Annotated in this window: 19 protein-coding genes and 1 pseudogene; 13 read left to right on the top strand and 7 right to left on the bottom strand. The window is 69.4% G+C overall.

Annotation, left to right across the window (positions count from 1 at the left end):
• The first annotated feature begins 50 nt into the window (after positions 1–50).
• The 4 genes from BLV76_RS18540 to BLV76_RS22690 all read left to right on the top strand — a co-directional run bounded on the left by BLV76_RS18540 (position 51) and on the right by BLV76_RS22690 (position 3,413).
• A complete protein-coding gene (locus BLV76_RS18540) occupies positions 51–1,262 on the top strand; it encodes an FAD-dependent oxidoreductase (RefSeq protein WP_090971024.1) in 1,212 nt (403 codons plus the stop codon).
• Positions 1,259–1,771, top strand: coding sequence for a MarR family winged helix-turn-helix transcriptional regulator (locus BLV76_RS18545; protein WP_090971025.1), 513 nt, complete (start codon positions 1,259–1,261; stop codon positions 1,769–1,771). Before BLV76_RS18540 ends, BLV76_RS18545 begins: the two co-directional genes overlap by 4 nt.
• On the top strand, positions 1,768–2,391 hold the full coding sequence (locus BLV76_RS22685) for a VC0807 family protein (RefSeq protein ID WP_175539739.1): 624 nt from the start codon (positions 1,768–1,770) through the stop codon (positions 2,389–2,391). The genes BLV76_RS18545 and BLV76_RS22685 overlap by 4 nt, the downstream gene beginning before the upstream one ends.
• A gap of 458 nt (positions 2,392–2,849) precedes the next feature.
• Entirely contained in the window at positions 2,850–3,413 is a 564-nt protein-coding gene (locus BLV76_RS22690; RefSeq protein ID WP_175539740.1) for a hypothetical protein, read from the top strand.
• On the opposite strand, the gene BLV76_RS18555 is transcribed toward BLV76_RS22690, so the two are convergent.
• Complete coding sequence (locus BLV76_RS18555) at positions 3,398–3,607, bottom strand: hypothetical protein (protein WP_090971028.1); 210 nt, start codon at positions 3,605–3,607, stop codon at positions 3,398–3,400. The genes BLV76_RS22690 and BLV76_RS18555 overlap by 16 nt on opposite strands.
• Before the next feature lie 270 nt (positions 3,608–3,877).
• Here BLV76_RS18555 and BLV76_RS18560 point away from each other — a divergent pair, with 270 nt between their 5' ends.
• From BLV76_RS18560 to BLV76_RS18570, 3 genes are all read left to right on the top strand, one after another.
• Entirely contained in the window at positions 3,878–4,489 is a 612-nt protein-coding gene (locus BLV76_RS18560; RefSeq protein WP_245734945.1) for an AzlC family ABC transporter permease, read from the top strand.
• On the top strand, positions 4,486–4,803 hold the full coding sequence (locus tag BLV76_RS18565; protein ID WP_245734754.1) for an AzlD domain-containing protein: 318 nt from the start codon (positions 4,486–4,488) through the stop codon (positions 4,801–4,803). The genes BLV76_RS18560 and BLV76_RS18565 overlap by 4 nt, the downstream gene beginning before the upstream one ends.
• Before the next feature lie 267 nt (positions 4,804–5,070).
• A complete protein-coding gene (locus BLV76_RS18570) occupies positions 5,071–5,658 on the top strand; it encodes an MBL fold metallo-hydrolase (protein WP_090971030.1) in 588 nt (195 codons plus the stop codon).
• Here BLV76_RS18570 and BLV76_RS23480 read toward each other — a convergent pair.
• From BLV76_RS23480 to BLV76_RS18585, 4 genes and pseudogenes are all read right to left on the bottom strand, one after another.
• Positions 5,541–6,065, bottom strand: a complete 525-nt coding sequence (locus BLV76_RS23480; RefSeq protein WP_425433743.1) for a DUF2254 family protein — start codon at positions 6,063–6,065, stop codon at positions 5,541–5,543. The two genes, BLV76_RS18570 and BLV76_RS23480, sit on opposite strands and share 118 nt — an antisense overlap.
• A gap of 4 nt (positions 6,066–6,069) precedes the next feature.
• Positions 6,070–6,699: pseudogene (locus BLV76_RS23485) on the bottom strand (SDR family NAD(P)-dependent oxidoreductase); the annotation flags it as partial.
• Positions 6,700–6,776: 77 nt separating this feature from the next.
• The gene (locus BLV76_RS18580) at positions 6,777–8,501 is read right to left on the bottom strand and encodes a thiamine pyrophosphate-dependent enzyme (RefSeq protein ID WP_090971034.1); all 1,725 of its coding nucleotides are present in this window, start codon (positions 8,499–8,501) and stop codon (positions 6,777–6,779) included.
• Positions 8,502–8,529: 28 nt separating this feature from the next.
• Entirely contained in the window at positions 8,530–10,110 is a 1,581-nt protein-coding gene (locus BLV76_RS18585; RefSeq protein WP_217630392.1) for an FMN-binding glutamate synthase family protein, read from the bottom strand.
• Positions 10,111–10,496: 386 nt separating this feature from the next.
• On the opposite strand from BLV76_RS18585, the gene BLV76_RS18590 reads away from it, so the two are divergent.
• A complete protein-coding gene (locus BLV76_RS18590; protein ID WP_175539741.1) occupies positions 10,497–11,222 on the top strand; it encodes a phosphatase PAP2 family protein in 726 nt (241 codons plus the stop codon).
• A gap of 5 nt (positions 11,223–11,227) precedes the next feature.
• Here BLV76_RS18590 and BLV76_RS18595 read toward each other — a convergent pair whose 3' ends face one another.
• On the bottom strand, positions 11,228–12,757 hold the full coding sequence (locus tag BLV76_RS18595) for an alanine/glycine:cation symporter family protein (protein WP_090971038.1): 1,530 nt from the start codon (positions 12,755–12,757) through the stop codon (positions 11,228–11,230).
• A gap of 91 nt (positions 12,758–12,848) precedes the next feature.
• Between BLV76_RS18595 and BLV76_RS18600 the strand changes: the two genes are divergently transcribed.
• Positions 12,849–14,228 (top strand): DUF2254 domain-containing protein, encoded by a 1,380-nt coding sequence (locus tag BLV76_RS18600; protein WP_175539742.1) that lies wholly within the window; start codon positions 12,849–12,851, stop codon positions 14,226–14,228.
• A 103-nt stretch (positions 14,229–14,331) separates the two neighbouring features.
• On the opposite strand, the gene BLV76_RS18605 is transcribed toward BLV76_RS18600, so the two are convergent.
• The gene (locus tag BLV76_RS18605; protein WP_090971039.1) at positions 14,332–14,799 is read right to left on the bottom strand and encodes a PRC-barrel domain-containing protein; all 468 of its coding nucleotides are present in this window, start codon (positions 14,797–14,799) and stop codon (positions 14,332–14,334) included.
• Between the two features lie 86 nt (positions 14,800–14,885).
• Between BLV76_RS18605 and BLV76_RS18610 the strand changes: the two genes are divergently transcribed.
• The 4 genes from BLV76_RS18610 to BLV76_RS22245 all read left to right on the top strand — a co-directional run bounded on the left by BLV76_RS18610 (position 14,886) and on the right by BLV76_RS22245 (position 18,127).
• Positions 14,886–15,626 (top strand): response regulator transcription factor, encoded by a 741-nt coding sequence (locus BLV76_RS18610; protein WP_245734755.1) that lies wholly within the window; start codon positions 14,886–14,888, stop codon positions 15,624–15,626.
• Positions 15,623–17,005 carry a sensor histidine kinase gene (locus tag BLV76_RS18615; RefSeq protein WP_090971041.1) on the top strand — a complete coding sequence of 461 codons (1,383 nt, stop codon included), beginning with the start codon at positions 15,623–15,625 and terminating at the stop codon, positions 17,003–17,005. Before BLV76_RS18610 ends, BLV76_RS18615 begins: the two co-directional genes overlap by 4 nt.
• Positions 17,002–17,688, top strand: a complete 687-nt coding sequence (locus BLV76_RS18620) for a GerMN domain-containing protein (protein WP_090971043.1) — start codon at positions 17,002–17,004, stop codon at positions 17,686–17,688. Before BLV76_RS18615 ends, BLV76_RS18620 begins: the two co-directional genes overlap by 4 nt.
• 154 nt (positions 17,689–17,842) lie before the next feature.
• Positions 17,843–18,127, top strand: coding sequence for a hypothetical protein (locus tag BLV76_RS22245; RefSeq protein ID WP_139306628.1), 285 nt, complete (start codon positions 17,843–17,845; stop codon positions 18,125–18,127).
• Positions 18,128–18,514: the final 387 nt, after the last annotated feature.

Below are 18,514 nucleotides of genomic sequence, written 5' to 3' on the forward strand. Positions count from 1 at the left end.
GATCTGAAGCGCTCTCGACAGTTTCAGCATACTGAAACTATCGTGCGAGGATGCGAGTCGTCGTGGTCGGTGCCGGCATCGGTGGGCTTGCGCTCGCGCAGGGGCTTGTCAGGCGCGGACTCGACGTTGTCGTGCTCGAGCGGGACACCGACCTCGCGCACACGGGTGGCTATCGCCTGCATCTGGGCACGAGCGCAGTCGATTCTCTCGCGCGCGAGCTGCCGCCCATGGTGTGGCAGTCCCTGCGCGCTGCCAGCGCGGGGCCGGAGTCGTTCACGGCGATGCACCTCGCGGATCGGCAGCTGCGCCTGCTCGGGCGCGTGAGGCCTGAGGGGGGCCGGCACATGCTGGTTGGCCGACGCCCGTTGCGTGTCACGCTCGCGACAGGCCTGGGCGCCCACGTGAGGCTTGGTGAGGAAGCCACCGGCTTCGTCCGAGAGGGTTCGTCGGTCCGCGTGCTCACGCGGTCCGGCACGGAGGTCGCCTGCGACTTGGTGGTCGCTGCTGACGGGGTCGGCTCGGCGATCGCCAGCCAGGCTGCCGGCCGCCCCACGTCTGCACCGATCGGTCTCGTGGGCCTGGCCGGCCGCCATCTCGACGTCGCAGCCATTGACCGCAAGGCGCCGCCGTACCTCACCGCGGGGCCCGCTCTTGCGTTCGGTCCGCGGGGCGTCGGGCTGTTCCTCAGCCGCCATGACCCCGCGACAGCAGACGTCGATCCAGGAGCGGGCCCGGCACACATCGAGGAGCCGTCCTGGATCTGGGGTCTCATCCTGACCCGGGCCGCGTCCGAGCGCCGGCTGCCAGACCTGGTCGAGGCCTCAGCACGCACTCGCGGGTGGGCGCCGTGGGCACGGCACCTGATGTCCACCACCCCGCCCGACCAGATCGGCACCTACCGCTTCCACGCCTCCGACCCGACCGCGCCGACGTTCGGGTGGCCGGCGTCGAACGTCACCGCCCTCGGCGACGCGGTCCACGCCATGCCACCCACCGCTGGCCAGTCCGCCGCGACCGCCATCGAGGACGCCGCCGACCTCCTTGGTGCCGTGGACCGGGTCACGTCTGGCGCGGTGACCCTCCCGGTCGCTCTGGCGGATTACCACCACGTGGTGGATCGGCGCGCACGCCCCCGGATCCGCGAATCCCTCGGACCGGCCACGTGGGTGGCCCGCACCAGCGGACCAGCCGCCGGGATGGCACTCACCGCCGCGACGAACCTCATCCACGGCTACCGCACCCTGACCCGGAGCACCACGTGACCGGACAGTCCCGACCCGCGGCGCAGTCAACGGCCCGGCCGTCCGCGGTCTGGCCGCCGGTGCTGTGGCCGGTCGTCCAGATCGGGCACCTGGCACGCCGCCGCTTCGACACCATCTTCGCTGTTGAGGGACTCAACGGTCAGCAGTTCGGTGTGCTGAGCGCACTGGCCGACGGCGACGACCTGAGCTCGTCCGACCTCGCCCGTGCCATCCTCGTCCGCCCCCAGTCCATGGCCGCGCTCATCGACTCGCTCGTCCAGCGCGGACTCGTCGAGCGTCACGGCCCTCGAGGGCGAGGCCGCCGGGCACCCATCCGACTCACCCGCGACGGTCACGACGTGCTGGCCCGCGTACGCCCCTTGGTCGCCAGCCTCGCTAGCGAGGAAGTGACCGGCCTCGACACGGACGAGACAGCCCAGCTGCACCACCTGCTCGCCAAGCTACGTAGCGCCCTCGTCGGGCAAGAGCCTGGGACAGAACACGAGCCCGAGTCTGGCTCAGAACCGTGAGCCGTCGGCCGGAGTGGGTCGGCACCGCGGTGGGCGTCGGGCAGAACGTCGTCCTGCCCATCGCCTCCTACCTGCTGCTGGTGGCTGCCGGGTGGTCACCGGTCTGGGCGCTGGCCGGTTCTGCTGCTGTCAGTGTGCTGGCACTGGCCGTCGACCGGCTCCGCGGGGAACCGTTCAACGCGCTCGGTGGCCTGGTCCTGCTGCGGTTCGGGCTGTCGTTCGCGTTGGCGTGGCTCACCGGCAACGCGCGCATCCTCCTCGTCAAGGACGGCGTCATCACGCTCGTCATCGCAGCGTTCGCCCTGTGGTCGCTGACCTGGAGCCGTCCCCTCATCGCACGCATCCGCCGCGACCTGTCCGCCGACCGCCACGCATTCGACGAGCGCCTCGACACTGACCCCGCCCAGCGGCGTCTGCACGCACGTCTGACCCTGATGTGGGCGGCCGGCCTGGCGGTCGAGGCCACCACCTCGATCCTCGTCTCGCTCCTCGCGCCCATCACCGCAGCCGTCGTCATCACCAACATCACCGGACCAGCAACCATCGTCGCCCTCATCGCGATCACCGAGTACGCCGCGCGCAGTCACCGAGCCACGCCACCCAACACGCCCACCCCGTGAGTGCGGCAGCGTAGAACGCCCCACGCGCACGTGGCGCCGCAACGATACGTGCGACCAGCGACGCCCCACAGCCCGACGCCCGACGCCGGTCTCGGCATGATCGGAATGGGCACCGCCGGACTCGGCGGCTATCTGGGCGGCGCAATGCCACATCGTGCGCACTCGACGTCGGCCGCGCTCGTCGTCGGTCGCCACCAGGTAGACGTTGACGGAGCGCAGGCCGTCGTTAGGCAGCGGGATGCGGTGGATGCCCTCGGCCACCGGCCACGCTTCCGGTGCGGTCCAGTGCTCCCCGGAGTCGGGCGAGACGGCGTGCGCTGTGGCGCTGCCGGGCTCGCTCGGTGACATCGCGGCGACTCTACGAGACGATCGGATCGCGGGCCGTGCGGCCCGAGCAGCCCACCCCCTCGAGCCGGCGACCGGCGTGTCGCTGGACGCCCCCGAGCCAAGGAGCCCTCGTGAAGTACGCCAACGTCACCAGCACCCTCGCTCTAGTCGTCGCCCTGAGTGGCACCGGCTACGCCGCCGGCGCCCTGCCCAGGAACAGCGTGACCTCCGCCCAGGTCAAGGACGGCTCGCTCAAGGTCAAGGACGTCAAGGCCACCGAGCTTGCCCGCCTGCGTGGTCCGGCGGGCGCGGCCGGTCAGGCGGGCCCGTCCGGTCCGGCCGGTCCGGCCGGTCCGGCCGGTCCGGCCGGCACGTTCCCCGCGGCCAGCTCCGCCCTGGTGCCCGTCGCGGTGGTGCGGGTGGACGCCGCTGGGGTGTTGCGACCCGGGTCGAGGTTCCGAGCACCCGCCACCGGCACCCCGACCGTCACCAGGTCCTTTGCGGGCGTCTACGACATCGCCGTGCCGGGCGTCGTCTACGACGCCGACGACATCGCCGTGTGCACCTTGGGGCAGGGCGCCCGGGGCACAGTCTCGATCGGCAGCAACCTGGGGAGGCTGACGGTATTCACCTACGACCCGAACCAGAACGCCGCCGACCGGGGCTTTGTCTGTGCTGTCTACGACCCGGTCTGACGGCGCGAGCGCAGCCACATCAGCCCGGCGAGCGGCAGCACGAGGGGCACGAAGCCGTACCCGATGCCATAGTCGGACCACACGCTGACGTCGGGGAACCACTCGCTCACCCTGCGGCTGAGGGTGCCGACGACAAGTATCCTGGCCAGCTCGAGCCACGGCGTCCGGCGCCCGGGCACCGTCATGGTCCGCATCAGATAACGGAGCGAAGCAGACTCCTGTCCGTCGTCTCCTTCAGTCCCGACAACGCTGGACCGGACCACATGCGACATTCCTCCGCGTGCCGGGGACATGGGGAACCTGCGGAGCCCAGCCGTGCGCGCCTGCGGGCGATGTGTGAGACAGGAGTGTGCGCCGGCGGTGGGATCTGCCTGCGTTGTTAGCCTGCGCCGGTGGCATTGGAGAGAGACGACGGAGCGCGAGAAGCGTTCCTTCGTGGCCTCAGGCTGGGCGTCCCGTTCGGGGTGGTCGGCTTATTCCTCAGCGCGTCATTCGGTGTGCTGGCCCGACAGGCAGGATTCAGCGTGGCCCAGGCCATCGTCACGGCGATGATTGTCTTCGCTGGCTCGGCGCAGTTTGCCGCGTTGTCTGTGATCACTGTCGGAGGCGGCATTCCCGCGGCCTTGACCGCCGGGAGCCTGATGAACGCGCGATTCCTAGCCATGGGTATCGCGCTGGCGCCATCCTTGCCGGGCGGCCCGATGAAGCGCGCAGCGCAGGGACAAGCCGTCGTCGACTCCTCGTGGGCGCTCGCCAATCGCGGGGACGGCACCTTCGACCGGTGGGTGTTGTTCGGTACGACGGTCCCGCAGTACGTGACCTGGTCGGTGGGCGCGGTCGTGGGCGCGCTGTTCGGAGACGCTCTCGGTGACACGCACCGGCTGGGCCTGGACGCGATCTATCCAGTGTTCTTCCTGTCGCTCCTGCTCGCGGAACTCCGGAACCCGAATTCTCGCTGGGTGGCCGTCTGCGGCGGCCTTCTCGCGCTCGCTCTGATGCCGATCAGCCCTCCGGGTGTGCCAATCCTGGCGGCGAGCACCGTCACCCTCGTCGGACTGGTGCGGAGGTCGAAGTGACCCTGACCTACACCCAGGTCTGGGTCCTGATCCTAGGCCTGGCCACACTGACCGTGCTGATCAAGGCGCTCGGCCCGTTGCTACTCGGCGGCCGGGAGCTACCACCCTGGTTCTCCCGCGTCATCGTGCTGATGGCACCCGCGCTTCTTAGCGCGCTGGTCGTGACTTCGGTGTTCGCCACCGGGCGCTCATGGTCTGTGGGTGCACACACCGTGGGTGTCGGAGTGGCCGCGGTGATGCTCTGGCGTCGCTGCTCACTAGTGTTGTCCGCCGTGGTGGCAGTCCTTGTCACTGCCGCGCTGCGGGCGATCTGAGACCCGAGCAGTGGCGTCGTCCGACCTCCAGGTCTGCCACATGAATGTGTCACAGATGTTGATGAGACCGGTCCACCACGGTCAGGCCCACTGGAGCCGGGCGCAGTCCCGGGCCGAGGACCGTCTCACGCGCCGGCCGCGCACCCGAGGCTGACTCGGCCGCAGGGGCGCCGGCACGCCCCGGCGAGATCGACGGGCGCAGGCCGCGGGCTCACCCCGCGCCCGAACGTGCCAGCTCAAGAGTCGCGAGACCAAGGAGGGCACCTTGTGGACACCCTGACCTTCATCGGCACAGCCACCACCATCATCAAGCTGGGCAGCTTCACGCTGCTCACCGACCCCAACTTCCTGCACCGAGGTCAACGTGCCTATCTCGGCAAGGGACTCTGGTCGCGGCGACTGACCGAACCGTCGATGCAACCGGCCGACCTCCCGCTCCTTGACGCCATCGTGCTGGTCCACCTCCACGGCGACCACTTCGATCGAGTCGCTCGAGCGGGCCTGGGACGCGACCAGCCCGTGTTCACCACCCCGAACGCAGCGCGACGGCTGCGGACGTGGAACTTTGCCGCGCACGGGCTGCAGACCATGCAACAGGAGACGCTCACTCGGGGTGACGAGACGTTGACCATCGAGGCACTGCCCGGACTGCACGCGCGCGGAGTCATGGGTGCCCTTCTCCCGCCCGTCATGGGCAGCCTGCTGACACGTCGTCGCGACGGTGTTCAGCGCACCGTCTACCTCAGTGGCGACACGCTGACCGGGAGCCACATCAGCGACATCCACGCGCGGCATCGCGAGATCGACGTGACCGTGATGCACCTGGGAGGCACCCGGGTCCTCTCCACACCGTGACGATGGACGATGTCCAGGGCGTCGACTTCCTCCGCCGGCTCCTCGTGCAGGTGGTCACCGACCAGGTCGATCAGCCCGGCGACCCGCAGCGTCTGACCGGCGTGGTGGACGTACAGCACCAGGGCGACGATGCTGACCAGCATCAACAGGTAGGCGATCAGCATCGTCGGCCCGGGCATGTAGCCGTCGCCGCCGGCGGCCACGTCGTCGATCTGCGGGGTCGCGAGCGATGCGTAGACGAGGGTGGCCGCGAACAGGCCGTGGGTGGGCTGGCTCCAACGGTCTCGAAGCAACGCTCCCACGATCCGAGGTGAGAACTGTGCCATCGCCAGTTGCACGGCCACTGTTATCGCCGTCAGGACGAGGGTGATCAGCGTGACCAGCGACGTGACGATCGTGCTCAGCACCGCCTCGACCCATCGGCAGCCGGTCCACGAACCGGTTCATCAGGTCATCGTCCTCGCCCATCCCCGACGTCATCTCCGTCTCGGTGAAGGTGGGCGCGACGGCGTTGACCCGGACGCCGTCGCCGGCGTGGTCCAGCGCCATGGCCCGGGTCAGGTTGGCCAGACCGCCCTTGGCGGCGTTGTACGCAGCGCCTCCCCAGTCACCCCCGATCCCGGACACCGAGCAGACGTTGACGATGTTGCCCCCACCTTGCGCCAGATGGGGCAGGGCCGCGCGCGAGGCGACGAACGCCCCGCTGAGGACCGTCGCCATCATCCGGTCCCAGTCGTCGTCACCGACCTCGTCGACGGACCCCGACGGCCCAATCCCGGCGTTGTTGACCAGGACGTCGAGCCGCCCGTGCTCGGCAGCGACCTCGTCGACGGCAGCGGTGACGGCCGCGCGATCGGTCACGTCGAGACCGCGCGGAACGACGGTGCCGTCAACGGAAGCAGCCACCTCCTCGAGCTTCTCGACCCGGCGGCCGGCGATCACGACGGTCGCGCCCTCCATGGCGAGGAGCCGTGCGGTGGCCGCGCCGATGCCGGAACCGCCTCCCGTGACGATGGCGACCCGGTTGGTGAACCTGCTCATGTGTCTCTCCTTGTGCGACTCAGCCGCGTCGGTGACGTGTGCGGCAGGACGGGGTGGTGGCGATGGGTCATGTCCGGCTACTCCGGGCTGACGATGAACTCCTTGGTCTTGGCGATCGCGAAGCCCCACCCCTGCGCCAGCGTCGGCTTGCCGGGCACGGCGACCTCGTCCGGGTTCGTGAGCACGTCGAGCAGCACCGGTCCCGGGTGCGCGAGAGCCTCGCGCACGGCGTCGTCGACGTCTGCGGGATCGGTGACACGCACGCCGTGCAGGCCGAGAGCGCGGGCCACCTGGGCGAGATCGGGGTTGTGGAGGACGGTCCCGAACTCGGCCAGTCCGACCTGCTCCATCTCGAGCTTGACCATGCCGAGACGGCCGTTGTCGAAGACGATGATCTTCACGGGAAGGTCGTGGGTGACGGCGGTGATGAGGTCTCCGAGGAGCATCGTCAGGCCGCCGTCGCCGGAGAACGAGATCACCTGCCTGCGGCGGTCGAGCGACTGCACGCCCAACGCCTGCGGCATCGCGTTGGCCATCGAGCCGAGGTTGTAGGACCCGAGGAGGCGCCGCCCACCTGTCATCCGGACGAACCTCGAGAGCCACACGGTCGACATCCCGGTGTCGGTGGTGAAGACAGCGTCATCGGCGGCATGCCGCTCGACGGCCGCCGCGAGCTGCTCGGGACGCACGCGGCCCTCGGGGTTGTCGACCTTTCCCCGCAGCCGGCCGAGAAGCTTCTTGTCGTGGCTGGGGTCGGCCAGCCTCGCCTGCGCCTTCCCCCACTCCTCGTAGACCGTGCGAGCAGCGTCGAGGTGCTTGGTGCTCTCCTTCTCGGCCACCAGCGGCAGCAGTGCCTGGAGCGTGAGAGCGCTGTCGCCGACGAGAGCATGGTCGACCGGCGTGCGTCGTCCGACGTGCGTGCTCCGCACGTCGAGCTGGATGACGACCTTCCCCTGAGGCAGGAACTCGCGGTAGGGGAAGTCGGTGCCGATCATGAACAGGGCGTCGCACGCGGCGAACGCCTCCGCCGTGGCGGGATTGCCGATCAACCCGGACTGCCCGACCTCGTAGGGGTTGGCGTCCTCGAAGCCGTCCTTGGCCTTCAGCGACAGCACCATGGGCGCGTGCAGCCGCTCGGCGAGGGCGAGCACCTCGCTGCGGGCGTGGCGTGCGCCCTGCCCCACCAGCAGGGTGACCCGATCGGCCTGGTCCAGGGCACGCGCCGCCTCCCCGACGAGGTCCGGGTCGGCCGCAGCGGGAGGAGCTGGCCGCACGAATCGCGGCACCGCGGTCGACGACGGGAGGTCGAGCCCGCCCACGTCCCCGGGGATCGACAGGACCGCCACGCCACGCTCCGACAGTGCGGTATTGACCGCCTCCTCGAGCAGGTGCGGCATCTGGGCGACGTCGGTCAGCGTGCGGCACCACACCGACACGTCGGCGAACAGCGCATCGTTGTCGACCTCCTGGAAGAAGTCCGTGCCGATGTCCTCGCGCGGCACCTGCCCGACGATCGCGAGGACGGGCGCGTGCGACTTCTTCGCGTCGTAGAGGCCGTTGAGCAGGTGAATGGCACCGGGTCCGACCGTGCCCATGCACACCGCGAGCTCGTCCGTGAGCTGGGCCTGCGCACTCGCGGCGAAGGCGGCGGCCTCCTCGTGCCGGACGCCCACCCACTCGATGCGGTCCTCACGCCGGATCGCATCGGTCACCGGGTTCAGGGCGTCGCCGACGACACCCCACACGCTCGACACCCCCTCTTCGGCCAGGGCCTCGATGATCAGCTCGGCGACGGTCGTCATGCACTCACTCTCCTGTGGTTGGTCGGTCTCAGGGGACGAAGCGGTCCGGATCCGCAGCGCTCCAGTCGCGCGCCCAGGTGGGCGGGGGGTCCGCGAGCAGCTCGCCGGGCTCGAGGCGTGGGTAGAGCTCCTCGTAGCTCACCACCCGGTCGTCGGCGAGTCGTCGGCGCAGCATGTGCGGCTCGAGCTGGTCGAACGAGGTCAGCCCCATCGATGCGATCACCTGGGTCGCCTGGTCGACCACCGCGCGCTGGTAGTTGCGCACGCGCTCGGCCTTGCTCGGCACGTCGAGAGCCCGCATGCGCTTCGGATCCTGCGTCGTGACACCGACCGGACAGTGGTTGGTGTGGCACTTCTGTGCCTGGATGCAGCCGACAGCCATCATCATCGCGCGTGCGGAGTTGGTGTAGTCGGCGCCCTGGACGATGCGCTTGACGATGTCGACGCCGTTCGTGACCTTCCCACTGGCACCGATGCGAACCTTGTCGCGGAGCCCGGCGCCCACCAGGGCATCGTGGACGGTCATCAGACCTTCGGTGAGCGACATGCCCACGTGGTCCTCGTACTCGAGAGGTGCGGCGCCCGTGCCGCCTTCTGCACCGTCCACGATGATGAAGTCCGGCTGGATGTCTTCCTCGAGCATGGCCTTGCAGATGGCCAGGAAGTCGGTGCGCGACCCGACGCACAGCTTGAAGCCCACGGGGCGGGCGTCCGTGAGCTCGCGCATCCGCGCGACGAAGTGGAGCAGCTCGCGAGGCGTCGTGAAGGCGGTGTGGAACGGCGGCGACACGCACTTCTCCCCAACGGGCACACCGCGGGCCTCGGCGATCTCGGCCGTGACCTTCGCACCGGGCAGAACCCCACCGATGCCGGGCTTGGCGCCCTGGCTCAGCTTGATGCTGGTCATCTTGACCTGCGGGTCGGCCGCGGTCTCGGCGAACTTCGACGCGTCGAAGCGCCCGCCCTGCGTGCGGCAACCGAAGTAGCCTGAGCCGATCTCCCAGACGAGGTCACCGCCATTGCGGTGGTACTTGCTGAGCCCGCCCTCGCCGGTCTCGTGGGCGAACCCGCCCATGGCTGCGCCCCTGTTGAGGGCCTCGATGGCGTTGGCGCTGAGCGCGCCGAAGCTCATCGAGGAGACATTCATCAGCGCGACGTCGTACGGCTGGGCGCACGCCGCGCCCCCGATGCGCACCCGTGGCGGAGAGCTCATCACCTCCGCCGGGCCAACCGAGTGGACGAGGTACTCGTAGCCGACCTGGTAGACGTCCCGCTCGGTTCCGAACGGCTGCTCCTCCTTGATGCCCTTGGCGCGTTGGTAGATCGACGACCTCGTGTCCCGGTCGAAGGGCCTGCCGTCGTAGTTGCGCTCGATGAAGTACTGCTGGAGCTCAGGACGCATGTCCTCCATCAGGAAGCGCATGTGCCCCAGTACCGGGTAGTTGCGCAAGATGGAGTGACGGCGCTGGGCGACGTCGTGGACCGCCACGACCAGCAGACCCAGAGCGCCCACAGCGAGGACCCACCACGCCATGCCTCCGATGACGCCGGCGATGGTGGTCAGGACTGCCACCGCCGTCAGCAACCCGATCACGAAGAACCGCAGCAACGGCTACCTCCTGACGACTCTGTCCACCAGCTCGGAATGACGAGGCTCCGCGGCGCGATGGACGTCGCCGCCGCGTTCCACACTGCCACGGCGGCCCAGGGGGCGACCGCCTCCCTAGGGGCGACCACCCACGGGTCGCAGGTGAGATCACCTCGAGGTCTGACCAGGAAGCTCGAGCAGCCAGCTCGTCCGCGTCCTCGTCCGACGTACGAGGTGTCATGATGGTCGGCATGCGGCCGGACCTCGCGCCCCTGCGCAGGCACTGGCACCGGTGGCGGAGCACAGCGGCGTGCGTCGGGGTGTCCCTCATCTCCACGACAGGACTGGTCTGGCTCGGCAGCCGAAGCCAGCAGACCCGACTGGGCCAGTCGCTCGACCAGGCCGGGATGGACGTGGTCGTCGGCGACGAGGCCACCACGCGTGGGCTGGTGGGCGTGCTGGGCTACGTCTCGTTGGGCTCGATCGCCGTTGCCGTGCTGCTGCTGGTCGGTGTGGCAACGGTCCGCCAGCGGTATGCCGCTGCTGGCGCGGCCGTGGCGCTGGTCGTGGGCGCCAACCTCACGACCCAGGCGATCAAGGCGCTGTCGGACCGTGCGGACTTCGGCTACCTGACGGTCGAAAGCTTCCCGAGCGGTCATGCGACCGTCGTCGCCTCGCTGGTCCTCGCGGCCTTGCTCGTGGCGCCGGACGCGTCTCGCACGACGGTCTCCCTCGTCGGTTTAGCCGCCATCACGGTCACCGCTGCCGCCATGCTCGTGGCGAGCTGGCACCGACCCGCCGACATCATCGGCTCCTTGCTGGTGTCCTTGGCGTGGGGCACCGCGGTACTGGCCGTGTGGGGCGCGCTCAGGGGCGGGATGCCGGGTGTTGAGTCCGCGAGGCCGCACCGAATCTTCGCCACGACCGGCGTCGTGCTGGCCTCCGCCGGGCTCGTTGCGGCCGGAGTCCGACCCGATGGTGGTTGGGACGGCTTCCTCGACGCTGGCGTCGTGCTTGCCGGGATCGGCCTCGCGTCCGCGCTGGCGGTCACCACCTACGCCCAGCTGGCAGGCCCCGTGACGGCCGCCGCGGACGTCGGTGCGGTCGGCGGACGAACCGTCCCCGAAGCCTGACGGCCTCACGTCGTCGCTCGCTCCTCGACCGGGACCTCGGTGATGGAGCCGTTGCGCCTGCCCGCACGGAAGGACCGCAGCTCCTCACGCACCTTGGGCAGCAGGAGGTAGCAGGCCAGCAGGTTGACGATCGCGCACACGAAGAGCATGGAGTCGGCGAACGTGAGCACCGAGGTGAAGGTGATCACGCTGCCGATCACGGTGAACGTGCAGAACACGACCTTGAAGGTCGCCTCGCTCCGCTTCGAGCGACCGAAGATCTCCGTCCACGCCTTCATCGTGTAGTAGGACCATGTGATGAGTGTCGAGAAGGCGAAGAGCGCCACCGCGATCGCGAGGATCACCGGGAACTGGGGCAGGAACGTCTCGAACGCCCGCGAGGTCACCACCACTCCGTCCGGAGTGGGCCCGCCGCCGGCCACCACCTCACGCTGCTCGGCGTAGTAGGGCGCGTCTGCGATCACGATCGTCAGCGCGGTGAGCGTGCAGATGATGACGGTGTCGATGAACGGCTCGAGGAGGGCGACGAAGCCCTCGCTCACCGGGTGCTTGGTCTTCACGGCAGCGTGGGCGATCGGCGCCGAACCCACGCCGGCCTCGTTGGAGAAGGCCGCCCGCTGGAAGCCGATGATGAGGACGCCGATCGCGCCGCCAGCGACGCCCTTAGGTGCGAAGGCTCCGGAGAAGATCTCCCCGAAGGCCGCCGGCACGTTGACGATGTTGGCGGCGATGACCAGGACGCAGGTGCCCAGGTACAACAGACCCATGGCCGGCACAAGTCGCGAGGTCACCTGAGCGATGGAGGAGATGCCGCCGATGATCACGGCGCCCACGAGGAACGCCAGGACGAGACCGAAGATGAGTGCCGAGCCCGAGGACCCGAGGTAGCCATCATCGCCACCGGTCACCTCGCGTGCCTGGGCGTAGGTCTGGTTGGCCTGGAACATGTTGCCGCCAACGGCGCCGAACAAGAACAGGGCCACGGCGAAGATGATCGTCAGCGTGCGCGATGCAGTCCGGCCGAAGCGTTCGAATGCGACCGGCAGGTAGCGGAAGGGCCCGCCGGTAACCGTCCCGTCCTCGTGCACCTCGCGATACTTCACGCCGAGCGTGCACTCGACGAACTTCGTGCACATGCCGAGAAGCCCTGCCATGATCATCCAGAACGTCGCTCCGGGCCCGCCGAGCGTGACTGCGGCTCCAACGCCGGCGATGTTGCCGAGGCCCACCGTTCCCGAGACCGCCGAGGACAGCGCCTGGAAGTGCGTGACCTCGCCGGGATCGCTCGCTCGCGAGAACTTCCCGCGCACCAGGCCGAAGCTGGTGCTCCACGAGACGAACTGGATCCCCTTGAAGTACACCGTGAAGACGCCGGCTGCGACGACGAGCCAGAGGACGATCAGCGGGAAGGTGACCCCGCCGACCGTGGGCGCGTAGAAGATCACGGAGGCGACGGCGTCGGCGATCGGGTCGAAGGCTGAGTTGATCGCTTCTTCGATGGTCGAGAGCCACTGCCACTGGTCACTGGTCGCCATGAGGTTTCACCACGTTCGCGTCGGGGCCGTCTGCCGATGCAATCAATGACCAGTTTCGGATTGCAACGTCTGTCACAGCCTTGACGTCCAATTGTCGCGCGACCGACGCACGTTTTGCGGAGCGAGAGGCGGGCTGCGCACGAGCTCGTCGGTACAGTTCTTGTTGCGTCCCACAGCGCCGGGACCTCGACCCTCCTCGGCGAGGGTGCCGGCACCAGGAGAGAAGCAGATGATGCGCAGCTTGAGACGCTTGCGGGACAAGTTCTGGGCGGTGCCGCTCCTGTGCGCCGCCCTCGCCGGAGCCCTCGGGCTCTCCCTCACGGCATTGGATGACTGGTTCGACACCTCGCTGACGGTGCCGTTCCTCTTTGCCGGAGGGCCCGAAGGGGCACGAGCACTGCTCTCGGCCATCATCACGTCGATGATCTCGTTCACCGGCTTGGTGTTCTCGATCACCATCGTGGTGCTCCAACTGACGAGCAGCCAGTTCTCCCCACGTGTCCTCCGCACGCTCCTGCGCGACTGGATCATCCAGATCGCACTCGGCGTCTTCGTCGCCACGTTCGTCTACGCCTTGGTCGTGCTTCGCTCCGTGCGCGGCACCGCCCAGACCGAGGCGTCGGTGCCACAGATCTCGGTCACGGTGGCGTTCGGGTTCGTGCTGGCCAGCGTGGTGGTCTTCCTCTTCTACATCGACCACGTGGCCCAGTCGATCCGCGCGGCCTCCATAGTGGACCGCATCGGTGAGGAGACCCGTGCGGTGCTCGAGAGCCGGTACCCCCAGGACGCGGAGTCACGGGCTCTGCGGCCGGTGCCTCGCACCGCGTCCCACCGCGTGACCGCGAATCGACCCGGAGTGGTCCAGCAGGTCGACGACGAAGCGCTGGCCGTCCTCGCCGAGAAGGACGGGACGACCATCTGCCTGCTGCGCGCGGTGGGCGAGTTCGTGCCCGGAGGGGCGCCGCTCTTGGAAGTTCATGGTGGTCGTCCACCCGACGACGGCGCACTCAGGTCGGCTGTCCACCTCGGAGAGGAGCGCGCACTCGACGAGGACGTGGGGTTCGGGCTGCGTCAGCTCGTCGACATCGCCGAGCGTGCACTCTCTCCAGGGATCAACGACCCGACCACCGCAGTCCAGGTCATCGATCAGCTGCACGACCTCCTGCGCCGGCTCGTGACTCGACCGCTCGCGCCACGGCAGACGGTTGACTCATCGGGTCGACTGGCGGTGCACGTCCCACAGCCGGGGCTCGCGGACCTCATCGGTCTGGCCGTCGACGAGATCGCACACTGGGGCGCGGACGTCGACCGGGTGCAGCGGCGGCTCGGCGTCATGCTGCGGGACCTGTACCTCGCCGCTCTGCCCGTCCACCGGGAGGTCGTTGGCCGAGCACTCGCGTCCTTCTCCGCTGACCGGACCAGCCTCGGTCCCGGGACAGCTCCCGAGCCGACCGACGACGGACTGCGCTGAGCGGTGCGTCAAGGCTGTCCGGGCCCAGCGGGGCGAAGCCCTCGGGTTCCCCAACCCGAGGGCTTCTTCCCCCGTGCTCGCCGCTTCTCACGCGGCGAGCAGATCACCGGCGACGGTCGTGGAAGTACGGCTCCTGGTAGCCGTGCTCCCAGAACGGCGCGTAGCCGAAGTAGCTGTACACGGGCGAGTAGTCCACCGGGCCCTGCGGCTCCGGCTGGTACTCGAACCCCGCTTCGACGTGCAGGTCGCTGCGCTCGAGCCTGACGTGTGCGCGCACACGTGAGACGGCGTCCACCGGCACGAGCCGATGGTGGTCGTCCAGTCCGAGGATCCCACCCGACGACACGACCAGCAGGCGAGCGCGCCGCTCCACGGGGTCGACGAGGATCTCCTCCACCTCGCCCACGCGGTGGTCGCGGACGTCCAGGACGGCCATCCCGCGTACGTCGTCCTCTTCCCGAGCCAGGCCGAGCGAGCCCGCTCCCAGAGGCACAAGCTCGTGTGTGATGGACACCATCCCGCTCCCCTCCATGTCCCGTTGCTGGAGCCGACGACGCTGCCAGCCGGACATGACGATCGCTCCGCGCTGCCATTGCAGTTGCGTGACAATGGGCTCGGCACTACCACCGCCACCCGGTCCTCGGACACGATGGCCACATGGTCGGTATCAGTGCACAGGTGCTCGTCCTCGAGGACGACGTGGGACTGCGCGCGTCCCTGCGGCTGCTGCTGGAGGACGACGGCTACGGCGTGCACGAGGCTGGTGACGCTGAGTCCGCCCTCGACGTGGTTCGGGCGACACGGCTGGACATCATGCTGGTGGACCTGATGCTGGGAGGCGTGGACGGCTTCACCTTCATCCGTCGAGCCCGACCGCTCACCGACGCGCCGATCGTGGTCATGAGTGCGCGGGACGGGGTCGAGGACATCGTGGCAGCCCTCGAGGCGGGCGCAGACGACTACGTGACCAAGCCGTTCGACGTCGCGGAGGTCCAGGCACGACTACGCGCGTTGTTGCGCCGGCCCGCCCTGGCGACGGGCACCGGCGCTGGTCCTGCGAGCGAGGGTGACGAGCTGGCCGGTGAGGTGGTCGTGCTCGATTCCGTGGACGGTCCGCTCGTCTTCGACCGGGCTGCGGCACACCTGCGGCGCGGCGATCGCGAGATCCACCTGACGATGACCGAGTACAAGCTGCTCACGGTGCTGTCCGACAACGTCGGCCGCGTGCTCAGTCGCACGTCCCTGCTGGATCACGTGTGGGAGCGGGGATTCTTCGGCGACGACCGGATCGTCGACGTGCACGTACGACGGCTGCGCAAGAAGCTTGAGCTCGACCCCGGCGAGCCCCGGACCCTGGTCACGGTCCGGGGGCTGGGCTACCGACTCGACGTCCGGTGATCTTCAAGCTCGGCCGCCATGGCCTGCGGTCGTCGGTGACCGCCGCCTTCGCGCTCGGCGCCCTGCTCCTCTCGATCGCCCTCTCCGTCGGGACCTACGTCTCTGCGAGGCAGCTGCTCGTCGAGCAGCGTGAGCGCACCGCCCTTCGTCAGGCGTACGCCGATGCGGCCCTCGTCCGTGACGGGCTGGCCACGTCCGACAAGGGTGTGAGCGAAGCCCTCGGCGCGGTGTCGCCGCCTGCGGGTGCCTCCATGTACGTCCGCAGCGGAGGTCAGTGGTACTCCTCGACCCTCGACCAGTCCGGCGAAGGACTCACCGCGGTGGTTCGGGAGGTGGTCGCAGGCGGGTCCGTCGGTCTCGGGTGGACCGACCGGACAGACCCGCACGCCGTGGTGGTGGGTATTCCCCTGCCGACTGTCGACGCCGAGTACTTCGAGGTGGCGGTGGCCGACGAGCTGGACGCGACCCTGCACACGCTGGCGCTGGCGCTCGCGATCGGGGCGGCCCTGACCACGGTCGCGGGTGCTGCCCTGGGTCGCGCGGCCAGCAGACGCGTGCTCGCGCCCCTGCGCGACGTCACCGGTGCCGCCGTGGCCATCTCGGCCGGAGACCTCGAACGGAGGCTGCGCGATACCGACGACCCGGACCTCTCAGAGCTCGTCGCCTCCTTCAACAACATGGTGGACGCGCTCCGCGAGCGCATCGAGCGGGACGCGCGCTTCGCCTCGGACGTGAGCCACGAGCTGCGCACCCCGCTGACGACCCTGACCACCAGCCTGGCCCTCCTCCAGCGCGGCCGGAACCTCGACCCACAGGCTCGCAGCGCCGTAGCCCTGATGTCGGACGAGCTGGCTCGGTTCCGCATGGCTCTGGAGGACCTGCTCGCGCTGGGGAGGCTCGATGCCGGAATCAACGAGTCCGCTCTCGTCCCGACCGAGGTCGGCGACCTGGTGAGGCACGCGCTGGCGACGGCGGGCACCTCCCCCGGTTCGGTGGGCGGGGAGCGCGATGCCGCAATCGCACGGGTGGTCGTCGACCGGCCGCAGATGGTGCGCGCGCTGGTCAACCTCCTCCGCAACGCGGACCTGCACGGTGGAGGCCTCTCGCATGTCGACGTCAGCGCCACGCCGCACCACGTCGACATCGTCGTGAGCGACGCAGGCCCCGGGGTCGCGCCGCACGAGCGTCGACGCATCTTCGAACGGTTCGCGCGTGCGGGTGGGACGAAGGTGGGCACCGGGAGCGGTCTCGGACTCAGCATCGTCGCGGAGACCGTCGGCAGGCACGGAGGCCAGGTCTGGTGCGAGGACGCCGAGCTCGGAGGCGCGCAGTTCGTCGTACGCCTGCCACGGCAGCCTGAGCGGGAGCCGACCTCGTGACGCGGTCGCTTCGCCGGGCAGGCCGGACGACTTCACGGAGGACGACCGCGCTGGGCATCCTGCTCGGCCTGGGGCTGGGCGTCGGTGGCTGCGGGCTTCCCGACGAGGGGCGGGCCCGGGAGATCGACGACGCCACCGTGCCCTACAACCTGCTGCGCCCGGACGACCGCAGCTCGGAACCGACGTCCGACAGCCCCGAGGTGGCCCGGATGGTTCCGGTCGTGTTCTGGTTGCGCCCCGACGACCGGTTGGTGCCCGCGGTGACAGACCTGTCCTGCGACCAGGCGACAGCCGACGTCATCCGCACCCTCCTGCGCCTGCTCTCGGCCTCTCCCGACAGCGCGCCACGCGGCGAGGGCCTCGCCTCGGCCGTGCCGTCGACCGCTCAGCTCACCCTCGTCGGCATCGAGGGCGGCGTAGCCGTCGTCGGGCTGGACCCGCTGGACGACGTGGACGCCGAACGGCTGCCTCTCGCGGTCGGACAGGTGGTGCTCTCGATCACCTCGACGCCTGACGTCGACTCCGTCAGGTTCGTCACCTCGGCGCGAGACGTCGATGTTCCCCTGCCCGGAGGTGCTCTCGCGAGCGGCGTCGTGAGTCCGGACGACTACGTCGAGCTGCTGCCGCAACAACTTCGGCCCGGAGGCACGGGCTCCGCCTCCTTGGGATGCCCGGACGGATGAACATGACGGTCCTGTGACCGGCGGGTGACAACGCCGCGCCCGTTCTCGTCCACGTCCGTCGACTTCCTTGTGCCGGCCGGGAGGCGGGTGTCTTGATGGACGTAACGCGGCGCACGGGCCGCGACCACGTCCATCAGGAGCGACAGGAGATGACATGATCACCATGACTTCCCGCGCACGTGACGTCGTACGACGCATCACGGCGAACCCTCGGATCGGGCACCGGTCGGGCCTGCGGATCGCCGGTCGGGAGTCTCGTGCCGGCCGGCTCTCAGTTCGCGCTGTCGCTGCACCCGAAGCCGGTGACCGTGTCGCGGAGACCGACGGCGCACGCGTGTACGTCGACCCCGAGGCCGAGCCGCGTCTCGACGGACACCTCCTCGACGCCGTGGCCGGGGAAGGCGATCGGGTCCAGTTCGTGATGCGGAACCAGCGATGACAGCTCGTCGCCTCGACCCGGTCCGTGCGGCACGACGCGCTGCGGTGATCGCCGCCACCCGTCGTGTCGTCGAACGTGTACAGCGCGGCAGGTTCGAGCACCCGAGGTCGAGGCGAGCCGCATAGCCGATGACGCGAGCGACCGGACCAACCGTCCGTCCACGGTGACCCATCGAGTAACGGCTCAGAGCACCCCGGATGTCCGGTCCGAGCACGACGAAGCCCCTGACCCGCGTCTCCGCAGGTCAGGGGCTTCGATTCGGTCGGGCTGACAGGATTTGAACCTGCGACCCCCTGATATTCATCGAGCGGTTCCAGCCACGGGCTCCGGCTTTGTGATGTCGCGCTGGCTAGGGCTCTGACCTGCGCAAAGGACCTGATCGGCGCC

The sequence above is a fragment of the Nocardioides exalbidus genome (assembly GCF_900105585.1).
Lineage (GTDB): Bacteria > Actinomycetota > Actinomycetes > Propionibacteriales > Nocardioidaceae > Nocardioides > Nocardioides exalbidus.